Annotated in this window: 24 protein-coding genes and 1 pseudogene; 15 read left to right on the top strand and 10 right to left on the bottom strand. The window is 70.3% G+C overall.

Annotated features, from left to right (window positions below; translation table 11 throughout):
• Positions 1-9: 9 nt before the first annotated feature.
• Together ACFZBU_RS43580 and ACFZBU_RS43575 are read right to left on the bottom strand one after the other, a co-directional pair.
• Entirely contained in the window at positions 10-3,762 is a 3,753-nt protein-coding gene (locus tag ACFZBU_RS43580; protein ID WP_391589351.1) for a hypothetical protein, read from the bottom strand.
• Positions 3,763-3,899: 137 nt separating this feature from the next.
• Positions 3,900-4,409, bottom strand: a complete 510-nt coding sequence (locus ACFZBU_RS43575; RefSeq protein ID WP_391589350.1) for a hypothetical protein — start codon at positions 4,407-4,409, stop codon at positions 3,900-3,902.
• A 233-nt stretch (positions 4,410-4,642) separates the two neighbouring features.
• Here ACFZBU_RS43575 and ACFZBU_RS43570 point away from each other — a divergent pair, with 233 nt between their 5' ends.
• Positions 4,643-5,122: a hypothetical protein gene (locus tag ACFZBU_RS43570; RefSeq protein WP_391589349.1), complete on the top strand. Its 480-nt coding sequence runs from the start codon at positions 4,643-4,645 to the stop codon at positions 5,120-5,122.
• Between the two features lie 163 nt (positions 5,123-5,285).
• On the opposite strand, the gene ACFZBU_RS43565 is transcribed toward ACFZBU_RS43570, so the two are convergent.
• Together ACFZBU_RS43565 and ACFZBU_RS43560 are read right to left on the bottom strand one after the other, a co-directional pair.
• Positions 5,286-6,125: an IS5 family transposase gene (locus ACFZBU_RS43565; protein WP_391589348.1), complete on the bottom strand. Its 840-nt coding sequence runs from the start codon at positions 6,123-6,125 to the stop codon at positions 5,286-5,288.
• 265 nt (positions 6,126-6,390) lie between these two features.
• Positions 6,391-7,229 (bottom strand): annotated as a pseudogene (locus ACFZBU_RS43560) (IS5 family transposase).
• Between the two features lie 1,014 nt (positions 7,230-8,243).
• On the opposite strand from ACFZBU_RS43560, the gene ACFZBU_RS43555 reads away from it, so the two are divergent.
• Both ACFZBU_RS43555 and ACFZBU_RS43550 read left to right on the top strand, forming a co-directional pair.
• Positions 8,244-8,549: a hypothetical protein gene (locus tag ACFZBU_RS43555; protein WP_391589347.1), complete on the top strand. Its 306-nt coding sequence runs from the start codon at positions 8,244-8,246 to the stop codon at positions 8,547-8,549.
• A gap of 468 nt (positions 8,550-9,017) precedes the next feature.
• Complete coding sequence (locus tag ACFZBU_RS43550) at positions 9,018-9,377, top strand: hypothetical protein (RefSeq protein ID WP_391589346.1); 360 nt, start codon at positions 9,018-9,020, stop codon at positions 9,375-9,377.
• A gap of 261 nt (positions 9,378-9,638) precedes the next feature.
• Here ACFZBU_RS43550 and ACFZBU_RS43545 read toward each other — a convergent pair whose 3' ends face one another.
• Positions 9,639-10,403, bottom strand: coding sequence for a class I SAM-dependent methyltransferase (locus ACFZBU_RS43545; RefSeq protein WP_391589345.1), 765 nt, complete (start codon positions 10,401-10,403; stop codon positions 9,639-9,641).
• Positions 10,404-11,366: 963 nt separating this feature from the next.
• On the opposite strand from ACFZBU_RS43545, the gene ACFZBU_RS43540 reads away from it, so the two are divergent.
• The 7 genes from ACFZBU_RS43540 (at position 11,367) to ACFZBU_RS43510 (ending at position 18,785) form a co-directional block, all read left to right on the top strand.
• Positions 11,367-11,891: a DUF6193 family natural product biosynthesis protein gene (locus tag ACFZBU_RS43540; protein WP_391589344.1), complete on the top strand. Its 525-nt coding sequence runs from the start codon at positions 11,367-11,369 to the stop codon at positions 11,889-11,891.
• 640 nt (positions 11,892-12,531) lie between these two features.
• On the top strand, positions 12,532-13,173 hold the full coding sequence (locus ACFZBU_RS43535) for a hypothetical protein (RefSeq protein WP_391589343.1): 642 nt from the start codon (positions 12,532-12,534) through the stop codon (positions 13,171-13,173).
• Between the two features lie 777 nt (positions 13,174-13,950).
• Positions 13,951-14,340 carry a hypothetical protein gene (locus ACFZBU_RS43530; protein WP_391589342.1) on the top strand — a complete coding sequence of 130 codons (390 nt, stop codon included), beginning with the start codon at positions 13,951-13,953 and terminating at the stop codon, positions 14,338-14,340.
• A gap of 351 nt (positions 14,341-14,691) precedes the next feature.
• Positions 14,692-14,898 (top strand): hypothetical protein, encoded by a 207-nt coding sequence (locus tag ACFZBU_RS43525; protein ID WP_391589341.1) that lies wholly within the window; start codon positions 14,692-14,694, stop codon positions 14,896-14,898.
• A gap of 4 nt (positions 14,899-14,902) precedes the next feature.
• On the top strand, positions 14,903-17,044 hold the full coding sequence (locus ACFZBU_RS43520; RefSeq protein WP_391589340.1) for an asparagine synthase-related protein: 2,142 nt from the start codon (positions 14,903-14,905) through the stop codon (positions 17,042-17,044).
• 8 nt (positions 17,045-17,052) lie between these two features.
• Positions 17,053-17,574, top strand: coding sequence for a lasso peptide biosynthesis B2 protein (locus ACFZBU_RS43515; protein ID WP_391589339.1), 522 nt, complete (start codon positions 17,053-17,055; stop codon positions 17,572-17,574).
• Positions 17,571-18,785 (top strand): protein-L-isoaspartate O-methyltransferase, encoded by a 1,215-nt coding sequence (locus tag ACFZBU_RS43510; RefSeq protein WP_391589338.1) that lies wholly within the window; start codon positions 17,571-17,573, stop codon positions 18,783-18,785. Before ACFZBU_RS43515 ends, ACFZBU_RS43510 begins: the two co-directional genes overlap by 4 nt.
• Positions 18,786-19,083: 298 nt before the next feature.
• On the opposite strand, the gene ACFZBU_RS43505 is transcribed toward ACFZBU_RS43510, so the two are convergent.
• The 3 genes from ACFZBU_RS43505 to ACFZBU_RS43495 form a co-directional block, all read right to left on the bottom strand.
• Positions 19,084-19,470, bottom strand: a complete 387-nt coding sequence (locus tag ACFZBU_RS43505) for a hypothetical protein (protein WP_391589337.1) — start codon at positions 19,468-19,470, stop codon at positions 19,084-19,086.
• Entirely contained in the window at positions 19,467-19,673 is a 207-nt protein-coding gene (locus tag ACFZBU_RS43500) for a hypothetical protein (RefSeq protein WP_391589336.1), read from the bottom strand. Before ACFZBU_RS43500 ends, ACFZBU_RS43505 begins: the two co-directional genes overlap by 4 nt.
• Before the next feature lie 186 nt (positions 19,674-19,859).
• Positions 19,860-20,306 (bottom strand): DUF4267 domain-containing protein, encoded by a 447-nt coding sequence (locus ACFZBU_RS43495; RefSeq protein WP_391589335.1) that lies wholly within the window; start codon positions 20,304-20,306, stop codon positions 19,860-19,862.
• Positions 20,307-20,668: 362 nt separating this feature from the next.
• Between ACFZBU_RS43495 and ACFZBU_RS43490 the strand changes: the two genes are divergently transcribed.
• Entirely contained in the window at positions 20,669-20,812 is a 144-nt protein-coding gene (locus tag ACFZBU_RS43490) for a hypothetical protein (protein ID WP_391589334.1), read from the top strand.
• 146 nt (positions 20,813-20,958) lie between these two features.
• On the top strand, positions 20,959-22,155 hold the full coding sequence (locus tag ACFZBU_RS43485) for a methyltransferase domain-containing protein (protein WP_391589333.1): 1,197 nt from the start codon (positions 20,959-20,961) through the stop codon (positions 22,153-22,155).
• Positions 22,156-22,424: 269 nt separating this feature from the next.
• On the opposite strand, the gene ACFZBU_RS43480 is transcribed toward ACFZBU_RS43485, so the two are convergent.
• The gene (locus ACFZBU_RS43480) at positions 22,425-23,141 is read right to left on the bottom strand and encodes a hypothetical protein (RefSeq protein ID WP_391589332.1); all 717 of its coding nucleotides are present in this window, start codon (positions 23,139-23,141) and stop codon (positions 22,425-22,427) included.
• Between the two features lie 148 nt (positions 23,142-23,289).
• Here ACFZBU_RS43480 and ACFZBU_RS43475 point away from each other — a divergent pair, with 148 nt between their 5' ends.
• A complete protein-coding gene (locus ACFZBU_RS43475) occupies positions 23,290-23,463 on the top strand; it encodes a hypothetical protein (protein WP_391589331.1) in 174 nt (57 codons plus the stop codon).
• A 78-nt stretch (positions 23,464-23,541) separates the two neighbouring features.
• Positions 23,542-24,003, top strand: a complete 462-nt coding sequence (locus ACFZBU_RS43470) for a YidB family protein (RefSeq protein ID WP_391589330.1) — start codon at positions 23,542-23,544, stop codon at positions 24,001-24,003.
• Between the two features lie 367 nt (positions 24,004-24,370).
• Here ACFZBU_RS43470 and ACFZBU_RS43465 read toward each other — a convergent pair whose 3' ends face one another.
• On the bottom strand, positions 24,371-25,594 hold the full coding sequence (locus ACFZBU_RS43465) for a hypothetical protein (protein WP_391589329.1): 1,224 nt from the start codon (positions 25,592-25,594) through the stop codon (positions 24,371-24,373).
• A gap of 586 nt (positions 25,595-26,180) precedes the next feature.
• On the opposite strand from ACFZBU_RS43465, the gene ACFZBU_RS43460 reads away from it, so the two are divergent.
• Positions 26,181-26,429 (top strand): hypothetical protein, encoded by a 249-nt coding sequence (locus ACFZBU_RS43460; protein ID WP_391589328.1) that lies wholly within the window; start codon positions 26,181-26,183, stop codon positions 26,427-26,429.
• Positions 26,430-26,468 lie beyond the last annotated feature (39 nt).

Genomic DNA, 26,468 nt, shown 5'->3' with positions numbered 1-26,468 from the left:
CGATCGCGACTACCCCGTGGTCGATGGGGTGGTTCGGCACCCGGGCCAATATGCGACACCCGGGGCCAGGTAGGCCCACAGGGTCGGGGACACGGGCTCGCCGAGGGTGGCGCACAACCGGCGCAGGACCGCTTCAGGGTCGAGCGGCCAGGTACGCACGACGCCGTCGGCGTCCGCAGACAGCAGCGTGTCGCCGCTCGGGGCGAAGACGAGGTCGCGGACCGGGGCCGCGTGGCCGGTGAGGGTGGCGACCTCGGCGGCGTCGGCGAGATTCCACAACCGCACGGTGTGGTCGCCGCCGGCGGAGGCCAGTGTGCGGCCATCGGGACTGAACGCCACCGCCGACACCGCCCCGGTATGACCGGGCAATCGATTCCGGAGCCGGCCAGTGGCCGAGTCCCAGAGCCAGACGGTGCCGTCGGCCATGCCGGTGGCCAGCGTGCGGCCGTCGGGACTGTAGGCGACGTCGAACATGTTGACGAGCATCCCGCCGAAGTTCGTATAGAGCCGGTTGCGGCCCCGGCCGGTGAGGTCGACGAGCTTGGCCTGTCCGTCGTCGCCGGCGAAGACGACGTTGTGGCCATCGGGGCTGAACGTCACCCGATAGACGTCGATGTCGTGGATGTAGCTCAGCCCTTCGATGGTCGACAACGGTGCGCCGGTCGAGACCGCCCACAATCGCCCGGTGCCGTCCGCGCCCGAACTGACCAGCGTCCCGCCGTCCGGGCTGAACGCCACACCCGCGACGGCACCGACGTGCCCGACGAGCGTGTGGACGAGACGCGGGCGGTCGGTCGCCGTCCACAGCCGCACGGCGCCGCTGTCGATGCCCGCCGCCACCAACGTGCCGTCGGGGCTGAACGCGACCGAGCGGGCCGCCGCGCCGACCTCGCCGAGCACGGCCACCCGGCGGTGGGTTGCCGAGTCCCACAGTTCCACCAAACCGTTCACGCGCGCCGTCGCGTACCGGCGCCCGTCCCGGCTCGCGGCGAGGGCCTGGATGTCGAGCGCCCGCGGCGCCGGCAGAGCGGCTTCGTCGAGTGTCCAGGTCAGGATGTCGCCGTCGGCGTCCCCCGCGGCCAGGCTGCGTCCGTCGGCGGAGAACCGCAACGTGCGCACCAGGCCGCCGACTCCGGTCAGGGTGCCGGTGCGGACGCCGGTGGTCGCGTCGAACACGTGCACCTTGTTCGAGTCGGGATCGGCCACCGCCAGCGTCCGTGCGTCCGGACCGAGCGCGGGAGCGTCCAACGACACCGCGTACTGGGAGGGGGCCGACAGATGGTTGCCGGACGTGACGTCCCACACCTGGATCCCGGAGAAGCCCGACGCCGTCGCCACGATACGCGCGTCACCGCTCCAGGCCACGGCCAGGAACCCGCCGGACGCCTCGGCGGGACGCGCGGTACTCACACGTCGTGGCGGCGCGTCGGCCGCGACCCGCCACACCTCGAAGTCGCCCTTCCCGGTGACCACCGCCAGACTCGCGCCGTCCGGCAGGAACGCCAGCCCCCCACGCGCCACATCGGCCGCACCGGCCAGCGGCAGCGGCGGCCCGTCCCCGGTCGGATCACGTACCTCGACATCGGCCTCCGCCCTGCCGATCGCCAGGAACCGCCCGTTGCCGCCGAACGCGAGCGAACGCGGCCGCGTCGGCCCGGGAAACGCCGCGGTCGCCCGGCCCGTCGCCAGATCCCAGACCCGCACCACGCCGTCGGCGCGCCCGGTCGCCAGCAACCGGTCGTCGGCGCCGAACGCCAATTCGGTGATCGCCCCCGCGTCCCCGGACACGCCGTCGGGCACGGGTAACTCGGACAACGGTTCCCCCGAAGGACCCCACACCCGCACCACGCCGTCCGCACCCCCGGACGCGAGCATGCGCCCGTCCGCACTGCGCGCCAACGCCTCGACCGAGCCCCGGTGTGCGGAAAAGCGGTGCAGGCGGAAGGTCGAATCCGCGCTCAGCAACGCACTGCGCGCCTCGATCGTCGGGGACTGTGCGTACGCGGCGCCGGCCGCCAGCAACGCCCCGGCCGGCCGCTCGGCGGCCAGGCGCCCCGACTGGGCGGCGAACTCCCGCGAGGTGGCCGCCCGTTCCTGTCTGCGGGCGGAGTCCCGTTGGTTGAACGCGACGATCGCCGCCACCGAGGCGAGCAGCGCGAGGGCGACGATGACGGCGACCACGCCCCTGCCCGCGCGGAGCCGGCGCTTCGCCCGATCCTCCGAGGCGTGCAGGAACGCGGCGCTCGTGGATCCGAGCACTCCCGGATGCGCCTTGGCGTACTTCAGCGCCTCGGCAAGGAGGTCTCCCCTGTAAAGCCGGCCGGAATCACCGCGGCGGCGCTTGCCGGGGGCGTCGGCGGCGGGCGTGGCTGCCCAGTGCGTGGCGGCCTCGTCGAGGCGCTGGCGCAGCAGGAGCCCGGCGCGGTCCGCGTCGATCCACTCCTGAAGCCGCGGCCACGCGCGCAGCAGGACCTCGTGGGTGATCTCGACCGTGTCGCGATACTGAGTGAGCAGGCGTGGCGCGGTGAACGCCTCGACGACCCGGGGCAGTACGTTCGGGTGCGGGCTTACGGCGAGCAGCTCGGCGCGCGAGACGCGGCGGCGGGTGTCGCGGGTGCCCGCACCGACGCGAACCAGGCGCAGGAAGAGCAGGCGCGCCTGCTCGCGGGCGACCGGCCCGTCGAGTGTGGCCAGCGCCGTGTCCGCGGATTTCGCCATCGCGCCGCGGATGCCCCCGGAGGATCGATAGGCCGCCAGGGTCAGCCGGTCGTCGACACGTCGCAGCCACGTTTGACGCAACGCGTGTGCGAGATGCGGGAGTCGGCCCACGTCGTAGGTCTGCTCCGGTCCGAACGAGCCGCCGTCGGCGTGCTCCCCGGCTTCGCCGTCGGGGCTCGCGAGGTCGCTCAACAACTGGGCGATCAGCCGGGTCTCGACGCGCAGGCCGGCGGCGAACGCCGGTCGGGTGATCGCGTCCACCAACTCCGCCGGGGTGAGCGACGAGACGGCCAGCGGACGATCCGCGAAGGCGTCCCGCAACACCGGGTGGGCCAGGCACGCGTCGTAGCAGTCGGCCCGGACCGCGATCACCACCAACGCGCCTGGCGGGGCGCCCCGTTCGCCCGGCGCAGCCGTCTCGGCAAGGCGCTCGACGAGGCGATGCCGAGCGGCCGGGTCCGGGCAGGCGTGGAACAACTCCTCGAACTGGTCGACGACGACCACGGATCGCGGTCCGTCGCGCGAGTGCTCCGCGGTCGGGTCGTCGGCGACGTCGGCGCGAGTGGCGGCGTCGCCGGGGAACGCCCGGGCCCAGGCCGCGTCCGGGTCCTCGGTCGGCGTGAACACGACGACCTCGCGCGGCAGAGGGTCGCCGGGCAGGCGCCGGGAGTCGTCGCGTAATCGGGGGTACAGACCGGCGTGCACCAGGGACGACTTGCCCGCGCCGGACGGGCCGACCACGACCTGGACACCGCCGCCGCGGACCCGGTCGCGCAGCCTCGCGACGAGGTCGAGGATCAGCGCCTCGCGGCCGTGGAAGAACCCGTCGTCGGCAGCGCCGAACGCGCGCATCCCCGGGTAGGGTTCGCGCCCGTCGGCGACCCTGGGAGCACCATCCTCCGGGCCGAGGAAGGTGTGTTCCGCGGCGAGTCGACCGAGGTGGCGTACGTAGACGGCGACCGGGCCGTGCACGTGCAGCGCGTCGGCGCGCCCGGCCGCGACCCCGCCGCCGACGGCGGAGATGTACGTATCCCCGCGCGGCAACCCGGGTGCCCGGTCCGGGCCCGGGCGATGCTGCGGCGCGGGCGCGCTCGGGGCGTCCTCGATCGGGTTGAGTGGTGGGGAGGTGGCGGCGGGTGTGTGTGGGGCGCCCGGGGACGGGCTCGGGTATGCCGGGTCCGTCAGCCCCGAGTGGCCGGAACCGGTTTCGTAGGGACCCGGAGCGTCACATCCCCCTGCACGATCGCCGCAGCGGCCGAGCGGTCCCGCGCCGAGATCGTGAGGTCACCGCCGACGGCGAGGCCCCGGGAATCGGCCGGCGAGGGCGCGCCGACGCCACCCGTCGACGGGTTCCCGGCCGTACCGAGTACTGTGGCCAACTCATCGGCAGCAGCGGTCCGTTCGGTGTCGGCGAGATCCGCCAGTACGGCCGCCAACCGCTCCCGCCAGGCCGTGGCCGCCTCGTCCCGAACGCTGCGGATCGCACCGGTGTCACCGGCTTCACCGGCCCGCGCGAGTCGCGCGGCGGTCTCGCCGAGCGCCTGTTCCGTACGTTCGACCACCCGCCGATCGCCGCGACCGACCCATGCGGCGATCCGGCCGCGCAGCACCGGCCACGCCTCGGTTCCGGCGGTGTCGACCACGGCTGTCCCGCCCGCGTCCACCAGCGCGGTCAACTCCTGCGACAGCACGGCCCACCCCCTATCGTTTCGCGGCCGCGGCCGCGTCGACACGACAGCACGACGGTAGCGGCGCGGCCCGCCGGCCGCGACCGGCTCGGCGAATCCCGCCCTATCCGGCCGCGTTGCCGCACCGGCGCGGTCCGAGATCGGCGCGGGCGGTGGGGATTCGCGATTGCCCCGTGACGAAGCCCCCCACTACATACGCTTGATGGCGATGGGGTCGGATCGACACAGGGGGCGGCATGTTGGCGGAGTCGTTGGTGGCGTTGGCCTCCACAGCGGGCGGGGCGGTGGCCACGGCCGCCGGTACCGAGTTGTGGCTCGGATTCCGGGAGCGGGTGGGTCGGCTCTTCGGGCGCGGAGACGCGGGGGAGACGACCGTGGTGCTGGCGCGCCTGGACCGGTCGCAGGCCGAGGTGACGGCGGCCGATCCCGCGCACGTCGAACAGGTTCGGGCCCGGGTGGGCGCGGCGTGGCAGGGACGCTTCGAGGATCTTCTGGAGAACACCGGGGAACCCGAACGCACATCGCTGGCCGAGGCCCTGCGCGACCTGCTGCGCGAAACGGGCGGCGGCGTGCGAGCGGGCGACGGCGGCGTGGCGGTGGGCGGAGACCTGCACATCACCGCCGACGGTGGCTCGGCGGCGGCGTGGTCGATGGGTTCGGTGCGCCTGAACACCCCCGATCCCCACCGCGACTCCCGGGATCCGCACCACGATTGAGCCGCTGCGGGTGATCGCCCCGGCTCGCGGGTCGGGCGGTGGCCTTCCGGTCGTCGGATCGTTGTGGGATCCGACAGCCGGCATGAGGTGCCGCATGTCCCGTCGCGTCATGGGTGGCGGATTCTCAGAGGGCGTTTAGCGTGGGTGAATTACTCCTTATGCCCTAGTAGGTTCCCCGCCAGGTTGGTGTGGTCTCGTCCGTGATGCGCTTGGCGAGGTTGTCGATCGAGGCGACGTGGATCATGGCTTCGGAACTGGCGGTGAGGGTCTCGTAGTCGCGGGCGAGACGTCGGTGCATCATGATCCATCCGATACTCCGCTCCACTACCCAGCGCCTTTTGAGGACGTGGAATCCGCGAACTCCGGGTTTTCTGTCGACGACTTCGACGTCGATTCCGAGCCGGGCGCCGTGCTCGACGACGGCTTTCTTGAAGCCGGTGTCCACCCAGCTCTTGGCGATGGTCGGGTACGTCTTCTTGGCTTGGTCGAGGAGGCGTATTCCCAGGGCGTTTTCGGAGAGGCTCGCGGCGGTGACGGTCACGGCGAGGACGAGGCCGATCGTGTCGGTGAGGATGCCTCGCTTCCGGCCCACGATCTTCTTTGCGGCGTCCGTTCCTTGGCTCGTCAGGGGCACGTTGGTGGAGGTCTTCACGCTCTGGGTGTCGATGACGGAGCCTGTGGGTTCGGGCTTGCGGCCCTCCTTCACGCGGGCCAGTGCGGTCAGGTCGTAGTTGAGTCGGGCGAAGATTCCCTCGTCGCGCCACACGGCGTAGTAGGCGTAGACCGTGGCGTGGGTCGGAAAGTCGTGTGGAAGGTATTTCCAGGGAATTCCGGTGCGGTTCACGTAGAGAATCGCGTTGAACACGTCTCGGAGGTCGACTTTGGCGGGCTGGCCGGTGGGTCTGCGGTCGAGCCGGGCTTTTCTCCATGCCGTCAACGTCGGCTTGATCAGGGCCCATCGGGCGTCGGACAGGTCGCTGGGGTACGGCTTCCGTTGGCTCACGGAAGAGCTCCTACACGAACAGCCGCGCCGAGGAGCGTACTTGGCTGATAGGGAGTTTCTGTGCCATCGACAAGCTAGACGGAATCCGGGTGCGATGAGCGGAGCAAACAGGCACCCGAGGTCGGAGCTTCGCGGATGCCAGGATGCAGGTATGGCGCAAATTATCCCGAATGCCACTGGCAGCCAAGCGACTTAACGTCTCAATCTATTCTTAAATCCCCACTCAAAGAGCGTTTTGTCCTGCAAATCGTGTTTGGTTCCGGGTTCAGGGGTCGCGCCAGTTCGGGGTGTTTTCGTGGGTGAGTCGTCGGGTCATGAGGTCGATCATGGCGAGGTGGATCATTGCTTCGGAGCGGTGTGGGTGGGTTTCGTAGTCGCGGGCGAGGCGGCGGTGCTGCATGAGCCATCCCAGCCGCGTTCCACGATCCAACGTCTGGGGAGGATCCTGAATCCCTTGACGGTGGGGTCGCGTTGGACCACTTCGACGTCGATGCCGAGGGTCGCGCCGTGTTCGATGGCCTTGGTGCGGTAGCCGCTGTCGGCCCAGGCCTTGGTGATGGTGGGGTGGGCGGCGGCGATGGCGGAGAGCAGGTGGATGCCGCCGGCGTTGTCGGAGACGCTCGCCGCGGTGACCCACACGGCGAGCAGGAGGCCGACGGTGTCGACCCCGACGTGGCGTTTCCGTCCCACGATTCTCTTGCCCGCGTCGATGCCCTGACCTGCGGTGGGGACGTTGGCGGAGGTCTTGACGCTCTGTGCGTCCAACACGCACGCGCTGGGCTCCGCGTCGCGGCCCTCCCGATCGCGGATCAGGCGCCGCAGGACTCCGTTGAGCTTCTCGAGGATGCCGTCCTTCTGCCAGTGGGCGAAGTAGCCGTAGGTGGTTTCCCAGGGTGGGAAGTCGTGGGGAAGGTAGCGCCAGGGGATCCCGGTGCGGTCGACGTAGAGGATGGCTTCCATGATGCGACGCAGATCGTGCTCGGGTGGGCGGCCGAAGTCCAGTCCGTTGCCCCGGCGTTCGGCCCGCCAGGCCGACAGGGTTGGTTCGAGCAACTTCCAACGAGCGTCGGACAGATCACTGGGATAGCGCCGATGTCCGGTCATGCCTCGTTGGTAGCGCCCGGCGGCCGACCTGCCCAAGGCGTGAACGGGGGCGGACCGGGGCGTCACGGGATCAGACAGGAGCGAAGGTAGTGAACCGGACAGATTCGGAGCGTCTTGAGCCGCTTCCGTCACGGGAGACGCCTACGGTCCCAACCATGCGGATCAATCCAACGCTGCGAATGCCATATCGCACTCATACAGGGATAAAACGCTCTTTCAAATCGCGTGTCATTTCTCAGTCGCGATGTCATCAGGTTGACCGATCTGACACGGGATCGAGAATCGCTGTTGTCCTGTCGCAGTGCAGTTGGCGTTTTCTCACTCGGTCTCATCCGTGCCGGCGGACTCTCACTGTTCCGTCGCAACGCAGGGGCGGGTTCCGGTGCTTCGCATTCCGGCCTTGTGGATTCTCGGCAGTTGCCCGGTGGGGATCGGACGGCGAGATCCCCGCCGGGCAGCGGACGAAGCGCCATCCTCGTGGGCCGGTGATCTGCCAAGCCTCGAACGATGTGTCGGCCGAGCTCGTCCCTGGGGAGGATCCCGGCGCGCGATGCCGGGCATGACTGGCTTGCGGATAGCTGATCACACTGGTGACACCCGTGCCGGCGAGCAGGTAGTTTACGGGAGGACAGAGAGAAGAGTTCGTATGGACTCCCGGATCGCCCGCATCCGACGCAAGCTGGCCAAGGTGCCCTACGCCGCGCTGCGAAGCCACTCCTTCGGCGAACAGAAGCACGGGTTCCGCCTCGAACCCCCACTGCCGGATGCGAAGTCGCCGAGTTCGAGGCCGACCACGACCTTGAACTGCCGGATTCCTACCGCAGCTTCCTGACCACGCTGGGCGGGGGAGGAGCATCACCCTTCTACGGCCTGATGCCGTTGCGGTCATGTCGGCTGTTCACGATGGACCCTCGAGGCGAACCCGGCCGCCCTCGGGGGTTCGCATTCGCCGGCGGCCCGCCTCACCAAAGCGACCTTTTCCTGCACGTCATCGAGGCGGGGTGCAGCGACCTGGTGCTTCTCGGCATCACCGGGCCCCTGGCCGGCCGCGTCGTCACCGGCAACGCCGACGGCTGCTGGGGCCCCGACGTCTCGTCGGCCACCGATTTCCTGGCCTGGTACGAACGCTGGCTGGATCACATGCTCGACGGCCGAGACAGCCGTGACCTGGGACTGACCTCGCCCGCCCTGCGAGCACCCCTCGACCACTTGCTGAGGAAACAGCGCCGCCGAGAGGATCTGCCACGCAACCGAGAATCCGGAGTCATGTCATCCGATTGCGAACGGCCGAAGGCGCAGGTCGCCCAGTCGGTCACGTGACATCGAGGCTGAGAACCTACAAACACCCTGTAGGGTCTCGCGCCGCGTGTCGAATTGAGGCAAAGCAAGGTAGTTATCACAAAAGCAGGCTGGTTGTCACCAAGGTCGCTGCGCGGGGCAACGTCCCGCATGGACGGGATTCCTGCGCAGCTCAGGCGCTCGGTGGGGTTCTGCGACCGGTGACAACCACGATGCTTCACCGTGCGTTGGTGACAAGAAGCGCGCCGATCTGGTGACAACCATCTTGCCCCGTCAACGCGAAGTAGGAGGCTGGCACTCGTTGTTGGTGACAACTGTCCCGTCCGTGATGATCTGGACCCAGTCTCAGTTGATCTGGTCCGATTCGCTTGTCGTCTCGGATGATCTGGTTCGCCAGATCGTTCTCGGGCAACCCGATCCGATTCGCTCGTGGTTTCCGAAGATTCGGTCGGTTGCGCTGCTGTCGGTAGGGGATGGCAGGTTGCGTCGATGAGCTACGACCTTGCTGTGTGGGAGGGCGAGCGGCCGGCGGACAACGCCGCTGCGGCCAGGTGCTTTGTCGATCTGTACGACCGGTACATGGACACGGAGGGGCCCGCCGTTCCCCCGGTGGATTGCATCACGGCCTTCGTCGCCGCGCTGTTGGAACGGTGGCCGGATCCCACGGAGATCGACGACGATGACTCGCCCTGGTCGGCGGGGCCGCTGATCGGCGCTGCCTGCGGCCCGCTGATCTACGTCCCGATGAGCTGGAGCAGGGTTGAGGAGACATCCGCCTACGCAGCGGAGGTTGCCGCGTCGCTGGGTCTCAACTGCTTCGACCCGCAGGCGCGGCAACTCCGGCCCTGACAACGGCGCGGGAGCGATCAAACTTCGGCAGTGGCCGGGCTGGCGGGCGCCCCCAGGTCTGGTGCCCGCTCGAAACACGGCCGACCCGATCATTCGTGAACGCAGACGAACGAGACGCCCGTCGATCGATCTCCGGATTCACCCGTTACGGAGTTCGGCTTCGGCGCTGAGTGTTCTCATCCGACCTGGCAACCCCGCAGCTCAGCACGAGATCCACAGACAAGCTCAACGAGACAGGACAGCTGGTCAGAGGAGCCGAGCTCACCGAAGGCCGAAGACAGCGACGTCGTAGCGCTCGGTGACGGATAGGGGCTGGTCGAGCGGCTCGCTCTCGGCCGCGCGGGCAAGGCGCTCAAGTCCCTCGTGGAACTGCTCTGTCGTCAGGTGGGCAAACTTCGACTGCGGTTGGGTCGCCATCCGGGCGTGGTAGTCGCGCAGGTTCCGGGTGACGGGCTGTGCGAACGACGTGGTCCCCCGAAAGGCGAAGCCGGCGGCGGCGAATTCCGCGGCGACTTCCTCCTCGCCGGGAAACCTGTGTGCGTCGACGGCTCGCAACCGGGGCCAGTAGTCGTAGACCACGGCGTCCAGCCGCTCCTTGAACGTCGTGCGGACAATGACTGTCCCGCCGGCACGCAGTACGCGGGCAAGCTCGCGCACGGCTGCGGGACGGTCGGGTAGGTGATGGATCACCCGGGAGAGCAAGGCCATGTCGAAGGCGTCAGCCGGAGCGGGCAGGCACTCTGCGGATCCGGACGCATACTGCACGGCCGGATGCGGGTGATGACGGCGCGCTTCGGACAGCATCGGTTCGGACGGCTCCACTGCAAGCACGGTGGAGCCCGTGATCCAGCGTGCCATTGCCGCGGCGAACATCCCGGTCCCGGCTCCGACCTCGATGATGGCCGGCGACGGACGGTCCAGGTGTGATGCGATCAGCTCGACCCAGGCCCGCAGGGCACTCTCGGGCATGTCATTGCCGCGTTCGTAGGAGTTGGCCAGTCGCTCGTTGTCGTAGGCACGGTTCACGCGAACCGATCCTCGTCGATCGATCGGATTCCGACAAGGGTGGGTCAGGTCGCGCATGCCTCAAGGGCACCACGAGGTCGAACTGCGGCCCGGCGTCCTGTGGTTCCAACGATCATGGCCAGGTTCCAACCGACGTGTCACGACTCATCGGTCGCTGTTTGTCGTCGGGGCGGGCTATGCAGGCAGCCAACTCCGGCTGAGCACCCGTCCGAGCCACCTCGATGAGGCGAGGGCCCGCACGGCGAGCAACGGCGAAGCCGAAGCCGAGGACTTGAAAAGCACTCAGCGCGCTCCGGCCGGGCGTCTGCACCAGATGACCCGCGACGACCTCGCCGCGATGCTCCACGCACAGACCAGCGCTTGCCGGCCCGCGCGCCGCCCCACTCGCCGACGGCGCCTTCGTCGTCTGGGACGGCTTGGTTCCGGCCGAGCAACTCGCACACACCTACCGAACCCGGCTTCGCCTCGCCCAAAGGCGCGGCCAGGCAACTCTGGCCCTTGCCGCCGCCGTCGACCTCCTCTTCCAGGCGGCAAAGGAACCCCTCCGCATCGGCCAGATCCGCCCATCGGATACGTCATGGACGTTCGTGCTCTTCCTCAACGCCGACGCCACTTCAGTATTGGCCTGCACCGGAGTTGCCAGAAGCGATCTCCCGGCAGCGGCGGGCTCCGACGCGAGGTGACACGCCTGCCTTCGTGACGGCTATCAGGCTTCGGCCTGAGACTTTCGCTGCAGTCCCGGAAACTGCCACGTCCAGCGAGAATTGCCTCTTCGGCGTCTCAGTCAAGCTGACGAACCACAGCTCAGCGCCTGGGCTTCAACCATGCTCGATGAGACTGCCGGCACCATCCGGGCAGCGGTCCGTGGCCCAGCAAGTCACCCACGAGACGAGTCTCACCCAGACCTGTCAGCCCGCGTCTTCATGACATGGTCAATGAGACGGGACAGCCAGGATCACGAGAGTGGCTGACCTTCTCCGGGTGGTGGGTCAGCATCACAATGGGATCGTGAGCTCAGACCATTTCCCCCGTGTCGAGGGCGACTCTCTGCCGCCCAGGCCCGCCCTTCCCGATCTGGCCGCGGCCTACGAACGCGGGCCGGCCGCTGCGGTCGAGGTGAAGTGGCAGCGGTTGATGCTGAGTTGGCAGTGGATGCGTGAGCGCCATGAGATCCTCCGTCCGACGCGGCCGTACCCGGGCATCGTTCCACTCCTTGAGGCGGCTTTCGCGGAACCCGGTCTGCGACAGCTCTTTCCTTTCACCAGCCACCACACCTTGTGCTTCAGCAGCTCCACCGAATACCCGTACGTCCCGCGGGTCCCGTGCGTCGACCCCTTGTCCGATGGGCGGTTCCGCGTCCGGCGGCCGCGCAGCTCCACCGTGATCGGTTTCGCCGACACCGCCGAGGAGGCCGTCGCTCTGGTCACCGCCCATTTCCCGGCCGCACTCGAACCCGCCGGCACGCGAGCCGACCGCCTCGGGCGGTGACATCGGAGCCGGCAGAGCACCTACTCTTCGCCGTCAAAGGCAAGGCCCGGTGAGACCGAACAACGGACCAAGGGCGTTGCCCAGCGCGAACGTTCCACCCGCTGACCACCACCGAACTCGCTCGCCGCTTCGCACGCCATCACACCATCCCAGGGGCGGGGCCTCTCTATCGCCACTTCTGCAAAGCCACGTCGTTTGAGAACAGCGCGGCGGGCGTTCTCAATCGACATGGCAACCGCGCTGCTCACGCCTGCTTGGTACGACATCTGCATTACGACAGGACAGTTCGAGGCGAGGCTTCGTCTCTTTTGGGTGACACCTGGTTTCTGGGTGACGCGGTGGCGTGGGCGTTCCACGCTCGTATGTACGGACCAGGCCCGGTCCTGGCTCTATCCACGGCAGGATCTGCGCGCCGAGATCGAACGGCTCCGTCGACGTCACCCCGGCCCGCCGTCGGCAGCGATCCCGCCCGGCCGGCAACGCGCCTCCGATATCTCGCCGTTGCGCACCTGGGAACCGCCACCTCGCGCATCCGCCGCTCGGAGGCGGAGACCCGGGAACTCCGCACGGCGCCGGCCCCGGGCGAACGCCGGGCCGCCGAAGTGCCCGGACAGCCGCGGCCTCCTGGCATCATGCCCTCATGAACGTCTGGGCTCACGACGGCCTGCTCTATGAGGTGGATTCGGGCTACAGCCTGCCGGACGACGCCTGGCGGTACGAGTTGGCAGGCGTCTCCGGCGCGCCCGGGACGGGACCGTACCTCGTCGTGATCATTCCCGACGCCACGCCGGACGACGGTCCCTTCACCCCGAAGCAGGCCGAGCACGTCCGGACGGTGATCCACGATGGACGGACCCCATGGCCGGTCCTCCTCCGCTTCGTGGACCTGATCGAGGGCTCCGGCGACGTTACCCACGGGCACGAGGCAACCTCGGACATCGGCACCCTGGCCTCGTCCAACAACGAATGGCAGTTCGCCGACCGGCGATTCGAGGTGAACTCGTTCCACATCGGCGACCGGGGTTCCTGGTGTTACGAGCTGTATGAGGTCGCCCCCGAGACGTCCGAGAACAACTACATCGAGGTACAAATCCCCGATGCTCAGCCGGCGGAGGGTTCGTTCGTTGCCGCGACGGCCGATCAGGCGACGTTCACGGCCCACGGGGCATGGACGCTGCCATGGCCGGTCTTCCGACACTTCCTCGACGTCATCGAGACATCGGGCGACATCGTCGCGGACACAACGACAGCCGGCCATCCCAAACCTACGCCGACACCGTGATCGACGAAGTCGGGACCGCGTCGTCGATCGACACGCCGAAGCGGAGTTCGCAAAGATTCGCCGGCCATTGCTGAACGCCTCAGTTCTTTGCCCCGTCCGCAACACCCGTCCACAACGGATCACCGCGGCTCGTAGCCGTGATCGAAATCGGAGTGCAAGACAACGAACGTATCCCCGCCACCTTTTCACCCATGCGGGAGTGGACATGGAAGTGATCGGACCGTTCGACGGCACCCGGGGCCGACGGATCGCCGGACGGCTCCGGGAGGATCACCTGCCGAGTCGTTGCAGAACGTGAAGCTCGACCTCGTGGCTCAGACTCCCAGGGTCATCAGTTCGAGGCCGGGCGGAGCCAGATCAACTGAGACACCAGCTGCCATCCGTGCGCCCGGGACCGGATCGACTGAGATTTCCGGCAACCCGGCGTCTCAATCGATCTGGTCGCCGCAGGTCACGGCCACGCACTCAGACCAGATCACTTGAGACGGGACAACAACCATCGTGCCTCGGCTCAGGAATCTCACGCTGGATGTCGGATCGCTGTCGGATCCGACATCGCCGTGAGACACCCCATGTCCTGTCGCATTGCAGTTGGCGGATTCTCACTCGATCTCATCCGTCTTGTCGGATTCTCACCGTTTCGCGAGCCGAGCGGGGTCCGTGTCGGCACCCCGACCGTGGCTGGGAGAAGGCTGTCGGTGGCAGTTCGTAGGGTGCCCGCGTGACATCGATGATCTTGCTTGGCAGGCGCGCAACCATGGTGGCGTCTACCCGCGGATGGTGCGGACCCTCCTCGACCTGGGGCAGGTGGAACTGCTGATCCGGGCGGCGCGGGAGCGTGGGGACTGGAACTGTGCGGAGGCGGCGGCCCGGGACCTGTGCGCGGCCGGGGAGTTCGATCGAGCGCTGGCCCTGGTGGACCCGTTCACGGATATCGGCTGGCGGGCCGCCGAGTGGGTCACCGCCGAGATCATGATCCTCCGGGGCGAGGGCGACGAGGCACTCGCGATGGTGCGTCCGGACCCCGCCGAGCTGGGCGACGGCCACGTGTGCGCCCGCTACGCCGAGCTGCGAACGCGGCATCGAACTGAGACACCGCAGGTCAGCGGACTGCGGTGCTTGCCGGACGTATGTGGTGAATATGGATCCCCCGAAGGTTCGCCGTGAACCACTTCGCCCAGTCGTTGACATCCGTACCCTGCGCCTTCGATCAAATCGAGACCACACCCCGCCGCAGCCCTAGAGCGGGTGGGGGCTTTGACCGGGCTCGGGATGCGGTGGGCGTAGCGGGGTGTCGTTCGCGCCGATCGGCGCGGGCGCCTTTGTGTAGGGGTCGCGGGCCGGGCTCGACGGGGGCGATGGGTGGCTGGGGTCGCGTACCTGTGCTAAGCGCTGGAATCGGCGTACGCGGCGTGCACCGCGCAGTACGCTCCGAGTACACGACCCGGCACAGCCGGCTTCGGCCGGTGGGCGCCCGCGGGTGCGGGACCGGGTGTCGGCGCGAGGTATGGGGGCTCGATGGACGGCGTCAGCGATTACGAGCCGCCGCAGATCGTGGAGTTGCCCGCGGTGTTGGCGTTGGCCGGGGCGGATGACGAGGGCGGCGACTCGGACGACTCGAACAGCTCGGACACGTATCTGAAGCGTCCGGCGCAGGTGTGGGGCGGCGCCTCCGCCGGGTTGTCGGTGCGGCGCCGTCGGTGGTTCACGCGGCCGGGTCGGTAGGGCGATGGCGCGGCCGGCGGCGTGGTGGTGCGGGCTGCCCGACACCGACACCGCGCGGCCCTACGCCGACCTGCTGCGCAGCCCGTCGTGGGGCGGGCGCGTGGTCGCCGTCCACCACAGCGGGCGCCCATGGATCATCATGCGGGGTGAGCCGCATCGTGTCCTGGTCGTCGAACGGCCCGACCTCACCGTGGTGGTGGCGGGGCGGTTCGCGGGCGACCGGGACGCCGTGCTGCGCGCCGTCGACGCGTCCGGGTCGGCGGGCCTGCCTCCTGCGGCGCGGGTGATGACCGCGTTGGACGGCTGCTTCACCACCGTCACCACGACGCCCGACGGTCAGGGCGGGTGCGGGGACGTGGTCGGGCTCTCGCCGGTTTTCTGGGCGCGCGGCGCGAGCGGGGTGGTGCTGCTGGCGGATTCGGCGGGCCTGCTCGCCGAGGTGACCGGGCGCACCGCCGTGGACCGGGTGTACGCGGCGGCGCGGCTGGCGGGCTGGGCGCCGCCGTCGGTGCACGCGCGCCGCAGCCCGTACGAGGCGGTCGCGTTGGTGCCTCCGGGGTCCGCGATCGAGACCGGTCGTGCGGGCGAACGCATCTCCAGGGCATGGGCGTTCCCCGACGACGACGCCGACCTGACGGACGCGGCACCTTCGTGCCGGGACGCGTTGGCGCGTGCGCTGGCGACCTGCCCGGCCGGCCGGCGCCGGGTGGTCGCGACGGTGTCCGGCGGTATGGACTCCGGCGCGCTGGCGGTGCTCGGCCACCACTTGGGGGTGGTGGCGGCGACGTTGACGTGGGAGGCGGGGCACGGCGGCGAGGACGCCCGGCACGCCCGCGCGGTCCTGGACCGTCTCGGCGGCATCCCGCACCTGTGGATCGACCAGGACGACGAGATGCCGGGCGCGTTTTCTGGCATGGGACGTCCGGTGCCCGGTGACGAGCCCGGGCTCGCGTTGCTGGCGCCCGACTCCCGGCAGTTCGTGTATCGGCGTGCCTCCGACTACGGGGACACGCTGGTGGCCGGCCATGGCGGGGACGAGATCCTGACCCCGCCGTTCGGCCACCTGGTGGAGTTGGCCCGCCGGGACCGGCGGCGTGCGCTGGCGCACCTGCGCGGCTATGCGGCGCTGGACGGGGTCCGGCTGCCGGTGGCGCTGCGCCGCCTCGCGGAGGGCCGCGGCTCGTATCCGGAGCATCTGCGCCGTTGGCGCGCCCGCCTGTTCACCGCGGCGACGGGCACCGCGTGGGGATGGGAACCGGGATCGGCGACGCCGCGCTGGGTCTGTCGGCAGGCGCGGGAGCTGCTGGCGGACGCCGTGGACTCGGAGGCCGGGCCGTTGCATGCGCGGCGGCATCAGCACTACACGCACGCCGCGATGACGTGGGCGGCGATGGGGCACCGCGCGAGCGCGCAGGCGGCCCGGCACGCCGGGGTGTATGAGGCTCTTCCGTTTCTGGACCGGCCGGTCCTCGAGGCGTTCGGCGCGGTCCGCGCAGAGCAGCGCCGCACCCCGTACGCCTACAAGCAGGCGTTGACCGTGGCGCTGGCCGACGTCTTACCCGGCACGCCGGCGCGGCGGCGCACCAAGAGCAGCTACTCGCTCAAACCCCACGTGGACGCGGTCGCGCCGCAGGTCGCCGGCCTGCTCGCGGACAGCGCGGCCGCGCGGCTGGGCCTGGTCGACCCGACCTACGCGCCGGACGCGTTGACGGACGTGACGGTGGACGACGGCGGGATGGCGCCGCTGACCCGACTGCTCGCCACCGAACTGTGGCTGCGCCGCCTCACCGGCCCGGTCGATGCCGGCGCAGTGAAGTCCGACCGTCCGGACCGTCCCGCCCGGAGGGTGACCGCGCCCGCAGGGGAAGCCGAACCTCCCACCCGGGCGGTGCGGTTCGCCGCCGACGTCACCGTGGTGGTCGACGACCGGGCCGACGACGGCGCCGTGCTGATCCGCGGCGGCCGGGCCTACGCGCTGGTCAACGCGGCCGCGGTGACCCTGGCTCGCTCCCTCGCGGCCGGCACCGATCCGGTCACCGCGCTGCGCTCACGGTTCCCCCACACAGACCCGGACGAACTGGCTCGCGCGGCCGAGGCGTTCATCGATCACCTGGACCGGCTCGATGCGCTGGTCCGGTACCGGTAGGAGCGACGATGCCCCGGATCATGGCGCTCCCGCCGCGCGAGCCGACGACCGTGGGCGAACGTCTGCGGGCGCTGGCCTGCGTCGCCCTCGCGCGAACGCTCGCCGCACGGCCACTGACCTCCCGACCGGCATGGGGCGACATCGTGCTGCCGCGCCTGCTCGGGGGCCTCGCCCGATCCGCGTCCCGCCCCGCCACCCGGCCGGAAGCCGAACGCGCCGTGGGCATCGTGGTCACCGCCGTTCCCCGGCTCGGCGGAAGCAGCGCCTGCCTGCCTCGCGCCCTGGCGGGGTTCCTGTACTGCCGCGCCCAGGGCCTGGCCACGACGATCGTGGTCGGCGCCGCCGACGCACGGACCGTTCACGCTTGGTTGGAAGCCGAAGGTCTACCCGCGGGCGAAGCCTGCGACCCCACCGGTGTGTTCACCTCCACGCACTCCTACGGCGCCGCCCCGCGCAGCAGCGCCCGATCCGACCCGGCCCCCACCGGGTCCGCCCGCCCCGCACGCTCGGCCCGAAGGAGAGACGGATGACCGCCGCCCCCACCGCGACCACCACCTGGCACGCCCACGCCCGGGCCCTCGCCGAACTCCTGGCCACCGAGGAACCCGATCTCCACCCCGCGGTGCCCGCGCTGTTCACACGCGTTCCCCGCCATCTGTTCCTGCCCGGCCGGTACCGCGCAGGGCAGTACACGCCCGTCGACCACACCGCCGGCACCTACCCGGACGACCTGCTCGAGTCGACCTACCGCAACACGAGCCACATCACGCACCACGCCATCGAAGCGGACCCCGCGCGGCGCACCTCCAGCTGCTCCCAGCCCTCCGTCATGGCCGCGTTCCTCGACGTCATCGCCCGCCGGCACGCCCGCGCGCCGATCCGCCGCGCCCTGGAGGTCGGCGCCGGCACCGGCTTCCACGCCGCCCTGATCGCCGAACTGACCGGCGCGACCGTGCACACCCTCGACGCCGCCCAGGTCATCGTCGACGAGGCCAACGCCTCCCTCACGCGCGCCGACCACACCGGCCGCGTCACCGCACACCCGGGCGACGGCTACCTCGGGCTGCCCGACCACGGCCCCTACGACCTGATCGTCGCCACCTGCGGCGTCATCGGCGCCTCCCCGCACTGGCTCGACCAACTCGCCCCCGACGGCACCATCCTGATCCCCCTCGCCCACGGCGGCGCCCACCCGATCGCCCACCTCGAACACACCGACGGCCACCTCACCGGGCGGCTGTGCGGGTTCGCGGACTTCATGCACGCCACCGGACCGCTCTACGGCGACCATCCCGGCACCCCCCGCAACCGCGACATCCGCCTGCCCCCACCCACCCACACCCACCCGCTCGCTCCCGCCGAACTGACCTGGGCGCAGCTGTGTGACCTGACCGCCTACCTCGCCGGCCACGACCCGCGCACCACGTGCGTGCGCGTCGAGGGTCTGCGCGGCACCGGCAGCATCGGCCTGTTCGACGAGACCACCCACAGCGCCGCCGTCGTCCAGACGATCGCGATCCACGGCACCGGACCAGCTGTCGAACCGCTCGTCGCCGCGGCCGCCGGGCTCTACCGGAGCTGGGACAAGCACGGCCGACCCGGCGTCGGAGACTGGCGATTCGAGACCGATCCGCGCACCGCCGCCGACGGCACCGTCATGCACGTCCCTTGCGAATGGTTGCTCCACAGCGCCGGGACCGAGGCCACCTCAGCGCCGCTGGACCGCAGTACCCGGCGGTGATCGGCAGCCCGAGCAGGTGTCGCCCCCGTGCTCCCGAAGCGAATCCACACCGCGGACGAGTCGATCGCGCCACGATCCGATCGGGGCGGCCACGCTCCGGAGCATCGGAATTGTCCGGCGGGGCCTTGCCCTTCGACGGATCCGGACTCGGCCTACCGTGATCACCCATACCGGCCTCCCCGGATCGCCCGACGCCGGCAGGGCATGTCGCCGCCGGGGGCCGGGTCGGGGCCCGCCTACGGAGGTTCCCTCCGGGTCCGCTCGGCGAGTTGTCGCCGCCGAAGGGTGGGTCCGATGTTCAATCGGCCCGCGGCCGGCTCCAGGCGCGCAGAGTTCGGGCGACGTCGGTGAGGGAGTGTTTGCGTTCGCGGATGTCGCGGGTCAGCTGTACCCAGCCGCCGGGAGGGACGGTGAGGGGTTCGTCGGAGCCGGCCATGTAGCGGTCGGCGCAGGCGCAGCCGACGACGGCGTTGAAGTCGGCGAAGGGCTCCAGGACGATCATGGAGTGGACGAACGTCGCAGCGCGCGCGGCGGTCTCCTCGTAGTACAGCTCGCCGCGGAAGCGTTCGTAGCGGTGGCGCTCGACGCAGAACGCGAACGACCCCCAGTCCGTGAGCGGCAGGTTCACCGGGGTGTTCGCGGTCTGGATGTCCAGGACCCAGCCGGCGTCGACGCGCAGGATCAACGCTGCCCCTCGGGGAACGCGTCCTGGAACTCGGCCAGGTGGTCGGTGACGAACGTGGCGGCGCCGGTGACGAAGTTGCGGCGGGCGGCCTCGGACACGCTCAGATCGTGCACATGGGCCTTCACCGACTTGCCCCCCAGCCGCGCGGCCTCGCGCACGGCGGCCAGTTCCTCGTCCGTGTACTCGATGTTCAAAGCTGGCATGCCCGACAAGGTACCAGGCAGGTACCAGCGGCGGTACCGGGCCGGTACCAAAACCACTGGGCCCTGGGAGCCGTCGTCGTCGGCCGCCGGGCCGGGGCGCGGCCGTGCCAGGGGCAACCGACCGCAAGGGAGCGGCGCTGCATCCCGCCGGCGACGCAGGGCATCGGTACCGGCATGGCCCGAGGGTCAACGTGCGGTCGGGACGCTCACGCACGGGGTGGTCGGGGTGGGCGCGGGGGCGGTTGCCTGGGCCGGGCGTTCGCGCAGCAGCAGGCCGGCGGTGAGTGCCACCAGGCAGGCGGTCAGGCCGTGGACGCCGAAGGCCGTGGCGGCGGAGCCGTCGTTGCTCAGCACGACCGTCATGTCGCCGGCCGGGATGAAGGTCATGGCGAGCATCGTCCAGCCGAGTGCCCGCCGGTGTCCGGTCAGCAGGAGGGCGAACATGACCAGCCCGGTGCCGATGTCGCGGACGCCCTTGACGGCGAGGAACCCGGTGCCTTCGTGCTCGGGCCAAGTGGGCAGGCCGAAGCCGGACGCGGTCGCCTGCGGGGCGAGCAGGTAGGCCAGGCCCACGTAGATGATGAAGGCGCCACCGAGGGCGGCCAGGATGGTGGTGACGGTCCTGAGCTTCATGATGTTCTCCCGAGTGTCGAGCCGGCGGGACCGGCCGTCGTCGCCTTGTGGGGACAACACTCGCCGGGTGGCCCTGGAAGGCACATGGAAACGACTTGGAGGCGACCCGGAGGGCAAGCGGAGAACCGCCGGGGCCGGTCGGTGGGGGTGGGTGCGATCAAGGTGATCATGAAGGGGTTCGCGGGGTGGTTCGGCGAGGGGAGTGGGGACGCGGCGATACGGGACCAACTGCCGGGCATCGGCGGCGCGGATCCCAGTCCACCGTTTCCATCCGGTTCGTCAACATCGGACCGGGTGCTCTGCGCCGTCCCGGCCGGGCACCGCGGAACTCCCCGAGGTCGACGACTCGGCGACGTGGTGGCGTGGCCTTCGACTTCGCGACGGGCACGGAGTTCGCGGACGTCGTCCGCGAACTCCGGGACGCCAAGATCGTGCCGCCGTGCCTCGACGACGACCGGGGCCGTGCGGCGCCGGCACTGGCGATCACGCGGTCGGTCACGGGATGATGACGCGACGTCACCGCGAGGCGGGAATTCGACATGGGTACGCACAACGAGCCCACACCGCCCCCGCAACCGGCTCCGGAGCCCTCCCCCGACGGCGACGACCCGACGTTGCGCAATCCCGGTCCGGGCACGCACAAGAAGCCGAAATGAGCGTCGAGGACGACCATCTCGCCCAGGCGGTCGAAGCCCTGGACGCCCTGGGCGAGTTCGAGCATCCCTGGATGCGCGGGGGGTTGGCGGGGATTCCGCGGCACCGCTTCGTCCCAGACACCGTGTGGATTCCCGACGCCGGTGGCGGGTACCGCGCGCTGGAGCGGGCCGTGGAGCCGGAGCGGTGGGCCGAGGCGGTGTACGCGCCGCAGGACCCGCTGGTCGTCCAGGTCGACGACGGCCGACCCGCCCTCCCGGGCATCGGCCGCGCGGCGTCGAGTTCGATCAGCGCGCCCTCCGCGGTGTTGTTCATGCTCCGCGCGCTGGACGTGCAACCGGGCGACCGGGTCCTGGAGATCGGCGCGGGGACCGGCTGGAACGCCGCGCTGCTGTGCGAACGTGCCGGGCCCGACCGGGTCTGCACGGTCGAGATCGACCCCGCGCTCGCCGCCCGGGCCCGCCAGGCGCTGGAGGCGGCCGGCCGCAGGGTGGACGTGGTGTGCGGGGACGGCGAACTCGGCCACCGCGAACACGCCCCGTTCGAGCGGGTGATCGCCACCGCCGCCGTGGGCCGCATCCCGCACGCGTGGATCGAACAGTGCGCGCCCGGAGGCGTGATCGTCGCCCCCCGGATCGTCCCCTTCCACCAGGGTGGCCTGCTCCGACTCGTCGTCGGCGACGACGGGACCGCGTCGGGGTCCTTCGACGGCGGGGTGATGTTCATGCCCACCCGCGGCCAACGCCGCCCCCGCTTCGACCCCGCGACGCTGATCTCCGACGACGCGTGGGAACGCTCCGTCGAGGACACCACCGCACTCGACGTCGCCGCCCTGGACGACGTCCACGCCCGATTCGCGGTCTCGCTGCGCGTCCCCGACGTCCACCACCTCCTCGAACCCGACCGGGGCCGGGGCCGCACCCTGTGGCTGGGCGACGCCGCCGGCACGTCCTGGGCCGTCGTCCGCACCGCCACCGACGGCGACGGCGACGGCGGCGACGGCGGCGACGACGTCAACCGGTTCGGGCCCCGCGACTTGGCGCGGGAGGTCCACGACGCCCTGGTCCTGTGGGAGAAGGCCCAACAGCCCAGGCTCTGGGACTTCCACGCCACCGTCACCCCACAAGGAACCACCTACCGGGTCGGTGACACCGACCAACCCTTCGCGCAGGACCCCGGCCCACCCGGTCGATAGAACCGCCGAGCCGGCGTCCGGGACGGACCGCACCCGCCCCGCCGGAACACGGCGCAGCGGCGGGCTGCTGCCGGGCATCACGTCCCTCGAAGCCACCGACGCGACACGAGCGCCGGCGCAAGAAGCGGCGCGGCGGCGGTGTCGGGTGTGCCGGGCCGGGAAGAGCCTTCCGTTGTGCGGTCGTTGCGGTCACGGCGTCGGACCCTGGGCGGTGGGAGATTGCGACGCACGGTCTCCACGACCGGGCCCGGCCGGTGACACGGCCACGCTCAGCTGGTCGGGGTCGGGGTCGGGGTCGGGGTCTCGGGTCCTTGTCGACGGAGGTTGCGTTGGGCGCGGGCGCGGGCGCATTCGCGGGAGCAGTACAGGACGCCGCTGGTGCGGTGTTGGCCGTAGGTGGCGCGTCCGCGTTGGCGTACGAAGTGTCGTCCGCAGTTGTCGTTGGCGCAGCGTCGGGTGGTGGCCTGTTCGGCGAGGTGGTTGTACAGCTGCAGGAACGCGACGGAGTAGACGCTGAGGTTGCGGTCGGCGAGGTCGCCGGGTCCGATGCTGAACCGGCTCAGTGCCCCGGTGAGGGCGTCTTCGAGGCCGTGTACGCGGCTCCGGATCGTGACGGCGCGTAGCTCGTCGAGGGATGCCGGCCACGGCGGGTCGTGGGTGGGGTTCTGGGCACATATCGCGGCGAGTTCGGCGTCGGTGACCTCGGGCTCTACCAATTCTTCGAGGCCTCCTTCGCGTTGGCAGGCGAGCCAGGTCGTGATGGCTTCCTGGGCGGTTTCCAGGTGGAGGTGGACCAGGTCGCGGTGGACGCCCAGCCAGTAGCGACCGTCGTCGTCGAATCCGGGTTCGGGGATGGCGTCGATCCGGTCGATTTCCTCCTGGTCGAGGTTCACCAGGCGGAGGTCGCGGCGATCGAGGTCGAACAGCAGTCCGTAGTCGACGAAGAGTTGGGTTGCGGCATCCAGATCGCTGGCCGGGGTCTCCATGAGTTCCCGCAGGTAGAAGTCCTCGGGAAGCTCGGCCGGCTCCGGCTGCTTCGTGAGCCCCCCGGGGCCCCAGCAGATCCCTCGAAGGCCGGGACGTCGCCGCCGCCAAGGACCGCCACAACGACGGCCCAAGGTCGTCAACGACGACATGCGCGTCTTCGCCCTCGCGCTACGGAAAAAGGGCGTGCCCGTTCCCGATATCCCCGCCGAGCTCGTGATCAAGACCGGCAGGAATGCGCGTCGCCGGCCCTCGCTCGCGTCGGTCTACCGCGCACTCGCCGAAGCCGACGGAACCATGCACGACACATCACCGACGCACTGATCCGCGTCCGACACGGGGTTCGGCCGATCGGCCGAGAACGATCTTTCCGGGGGCCGGACGGTGGGAGAGGATCCCTGCATGACCGATCCCGTGAACGAGGGCGCGCCGGCGCCGACCACCTTGTCGATCTCCGTGAAGGGCCTCGCGGACGCCGGCCTGGAACCGCAGTTGCGGTCCTGGGTCGGCTCCGGGCCCAACGAGCCGGTGACCGCCGAACAGATCACCCTCGCCGTCGGGGAGGACGAACTCGCCCGCACCGCCGCAGCCCTGGGACGCGAGGCCGGCGACCTCGCCGCGGACATCGCCCTCGCCCTCCCCGAACTGATCGACACCGCATCCCCCGACGGCAGTGCCGAACTCGTCCAGGCCAAGGTCAACAACGTCGTACTGAATCAAACACCCCAGATGGTGGTCGGGGAATCCGAATCGAACGTCAACTACAGGGCCCCGGTGAGCATCACCGCGAGGGGGACGAACTTCACGCCGGGCGACTACACCGGCGCCGTGACGATGATCTTCGACGCCGTGCCCCCGGTGTAGGTCGACGACCGGCCCGCGGACGAGGGCAGGCCCGCGGGGCGCGGTCGCCGGACGAATCGGCGGCCGCGTCTGTCCGCCCGGGGCGACACGCCCCGGGCGCCGCGGTCGACGGCCGAAACCGCGGACGTTCCCTCATGGCGAACCTGCTGCCGCATTCGGGCCCAGTCCCCGAAAGCGTGAATCCCCCGGCGAGCGCGCTCACTCGGCGGCACCGGCGAGGAATCCGCGCCGGTCGGCACGTGGTTCGCGACGCCCGATCCACGACGCGGGGATCACCCACGCTTCCCGGGTTCCGCGGCCGAGTGTTGTGGGTGTCGGACTTCGCCACCCGCGGCGCTCCGCCGGCCGGTCCGGTTCACAGCAAGGATCACGGGGTCCAGGTGAAGGTGAACCGGTTGACGTCGGACCTCTGCCAGGTGAGGGCTTCGGGCAGTTGGCTCTTGTCCTCGTCGATGCCGACCGCGCCGGTGCTCTGGTCGTAGGTGAAGTACACCGAGCCGGTGGCGAGGTCCTGCGCGGTGGACACGCGCCGGACGATGATGTGGGTGGTCTGTGTGCTCTGGGTGTCGACGGCCTTGCACGACTCGCCGGAGATCAGCTGCTGTTGGTCGTCGCCGACCTTGAGGACCAGGGCGTAGGTGTCCTGCGGGTCGCCGGTGGTGTGCAGGCAGGCGCAGATCTGCCGGGGTTCGAGCGGTCCGCAGTCCCGGTCGCGTTCCCGTGCCACGGCCAGGAAGTGGAGAGCGCCGCAGGCCACGGCCGTGACCCTTTTGCCCGCCGTGGCGTCGAGAATCTCCGGCAGCACACCGGCGGTGCCGGATCCGGCGCCCAGGAGCGTGCCGTCCTCGGTCACCGCCAGGCACACGTTGTGGATGGCGGCCACGGCCGTGACCCTCTTGCCCTCGGCGGCCTTCAGGATCCCCGACACCTGCTGGGAGCTGTCGTTCCCGGTGGCCAGCAGTGCGCCGTCCTCGGTCACCGCCAGGGCGACCCCGTTGCCGGCCGAGACGGCCCTGATCCTCTTTCCTTCGGCGGCCTTCACGAGCTGCGCCGAGAACGACGTGCCACTGGAGGACGAGGTCAGTGTGCCCTCGTCGGTCACCGCGAAGCAGTAGCCCGAGCCGCAGTCCGTGACGGTGATCCTCTTGCCCTCGGTGGCCTTCAGGATCGCCGCCAGTTGGCCGCCGTTCTCCCGTCCGGCGGTCGAGAGCGTGCCGTCCTCGCCCACCACGAGAGCGAATCCGGAGCCGGCGCTCACGGCCCTGACCGTCTTGCCTTCGGTGTCACGCATGATCTCCGCCGCGCCGTGTCCGGCGGCCAGGAGGGTGCCGTCCTGCGTCACGGCCACAGCGGTGGCGTCGAAGGCGGAAACGGCCGTGATCCTCCTGCCTTCGGCGGCCTTCAGGATCCCCGACACCAGCTCGTAGAGGTCGTCTCCGGCGGCCAGGAGCGTGCCGTCCTCGGTCACCGCCAGACTCGCCGCGGCGGAGGCGGCCACCGCCGTGATCCTCCTGCCCTCGGCGGCCTTCAGGATCGCCGACACCTGCCCGGAGTCGTCCGACCCGGCGGCGACCAGAGCGCCCGGTGTCACGGCGCCACCGGGGTGAAGCCCCGAGGCACGCGGCGAAGTGGCGGATCCTGCGTCGTTACTGCCCACGAACACTCCCTGAACTCATCGGTCGGTGTCCCCGCCACGGTAGAGCCGACCCAAGCGCCCAGGACCGAAATCGCCCGACTCGCCCCCGACCAGCCACCGTATGGCCGGATGTAGCGGCCCACGGAACGCGCCTTTGCGTGAGAACAGGTCGTGAGAACGATTCGGGATTTGACACCGACACCGGTTTTCCGGGCGACTCGTACCCGGGCCCCGGGACAACGCGCTCATCGGGGTCGTGGCCGTGACCACGATGCGGCGCGGGGCTGATTCGCGGTATGCCAAGCCCGTTGTCCATGCCGACCTCCCGGCCGATCGGGATCCGTATGATGCCGACGCGGTCGCTGCCGCGGTGACCCGATACATGCACGATCAACGGCTGTGTCGACCTCGCGGTCACCTCGACCGGGGAGCACGTGTTCTACGAGGCGAATCCCCTTGGACAGTAGGGCTGGATCGAGGCGGCCACGGGCATGCCGATCACGGCGGCGATCGCCGACCTTCTGCAGAACGGACTCCCGACGTGAACGACTTGCCCGCCTTCGCCGCGACCGAGGACAGGGCCGCGCTGCGGCGTCGCCTGGCCGACGACCTGACCGACGGCGGAGACGTGCGCCGCGCGGCGTGGCGCGTGGCGTTGGAATCGGTGCCGCGGGAGGTGTTCGTGCCCGAGTGGTTCGAGCGCGTGGACACCGGGCGCGGCACCATGTGGACCCCGGTCACAGGAAAGCCGCGACGCTGGAGCGGGTGTACGAGAACACGACGTTGGTGACCCAGCTCGACGGCGGGATTCGACCCGGGGACGTCACCG

This window comes from Embleya sp. NPDC008237, from assembly GCF_042956465.1.
Classification (GTDB): Bacteria; Actinomycetota; Actinomycetes; order Streptomycetales; family Streptomycetaceae; genus Embleya.
This window is presented reverse-complemented; position numbering and strand designations above follow the sequence as displayed.

Coding starts and splice junctions, on each gene's coding strand:
- ACFZBU_RS43570 (WP_391589349.1), top strand. CDS start 4,643: ATGTTGGCGGAGTCGTTGGTGGCGTTGGCCTCCACAGCGGGCGGGGCG.
- ACFZBU_RS43550 (WP_391589346.1), top strand. CDS start 9,018: ATGAGCTACGACCTTGCTGTGTGGGAGGGCGAGCGGCCGGCGGACAAC.
- ACFZBU_RS43535 (WP_391589343.1), top strand. CDS start 12,532: ATGAACGTCTGGGCTCACGACGGCCTGCTCTATGAGGTGGATTCGGGC.
- ACFZBU_RS43530 (WP_391589342.1), top strand. CDS start 13,951: ATGGTGCGGACCCTCCTCGACCTGGGGCAGGTGGAACTGCTGATCCGG.
- ACFZBU_RS43525 (WP_391589341.1), top strand. CDS start 14,692: ATGGACGGCGTCAGCGATTACGAGCCGCCGCAGATCGTGGAGTTGCCC.
- ACFZBU_RS43520 (WP_391589340.1), top strand. CDS start 14,903: ATGGCGCGGCCGGCGGCGTGGTGGTGCGGGCTGCCCGACACCGACACC.
- ACFZBU_RS43515 (WP_391589339.1), top strand. CDS start 17,053: ATGCCCCGGATCATGGCGCTCCCGCCGCGCGAGCCGACGACCGTGGGC.
- ACFZBU_RS43510 (WP_391589338.1), top strand. CDS start 17,571: ATGACCGCCGCCCCCACCGCGACCACCACCTGGCACGCCCACGCCCGG.
- ACFZBU_RS43500 (WP_391589336.1), bottom strand. CDS start 19,673: ATGCCAGCTTTGAACATCGAGTACACGGACGAGGAACTGGCCGCCGTG.
- ACFZBU_RS43495 (WP_391589335.1), bottom strand. CDS start 20,306: ATGAAGCTCAGGACCGTCACCACCATCCTGGCCGCCCTCGGTGGCGCC.
- ACFZBU_RS43485 (WP_391589333.1), top strand. CDS start 20,959: ATGAGCGTCGAGGACGACCATCTCGCCCAGGCGGTCGAAGCCCTGGAC.
- ACFZBU_RS43480 (WP_391589332.1), bottom strand. CDS start 23,141: ATGGAGACCCCGGCCAGCGATCTGGATGCCGCAACCCAACTCTTCGTC.
- ACFZBU_RS43475 (WP_391589331.1), top strand. CDS start 23,290: ATGCGCGTCTTCGCCCTCGCGCTACGGAAAAAGGGCGTGCCCGTTCCC.
- ACFZBU_RS43470 (WP_391589330.1), top strand. CDS start 23,542: ATGACCGATCCCGTGAACGAGGGCGCGCCGGCGCCGACCACCTTGTCG.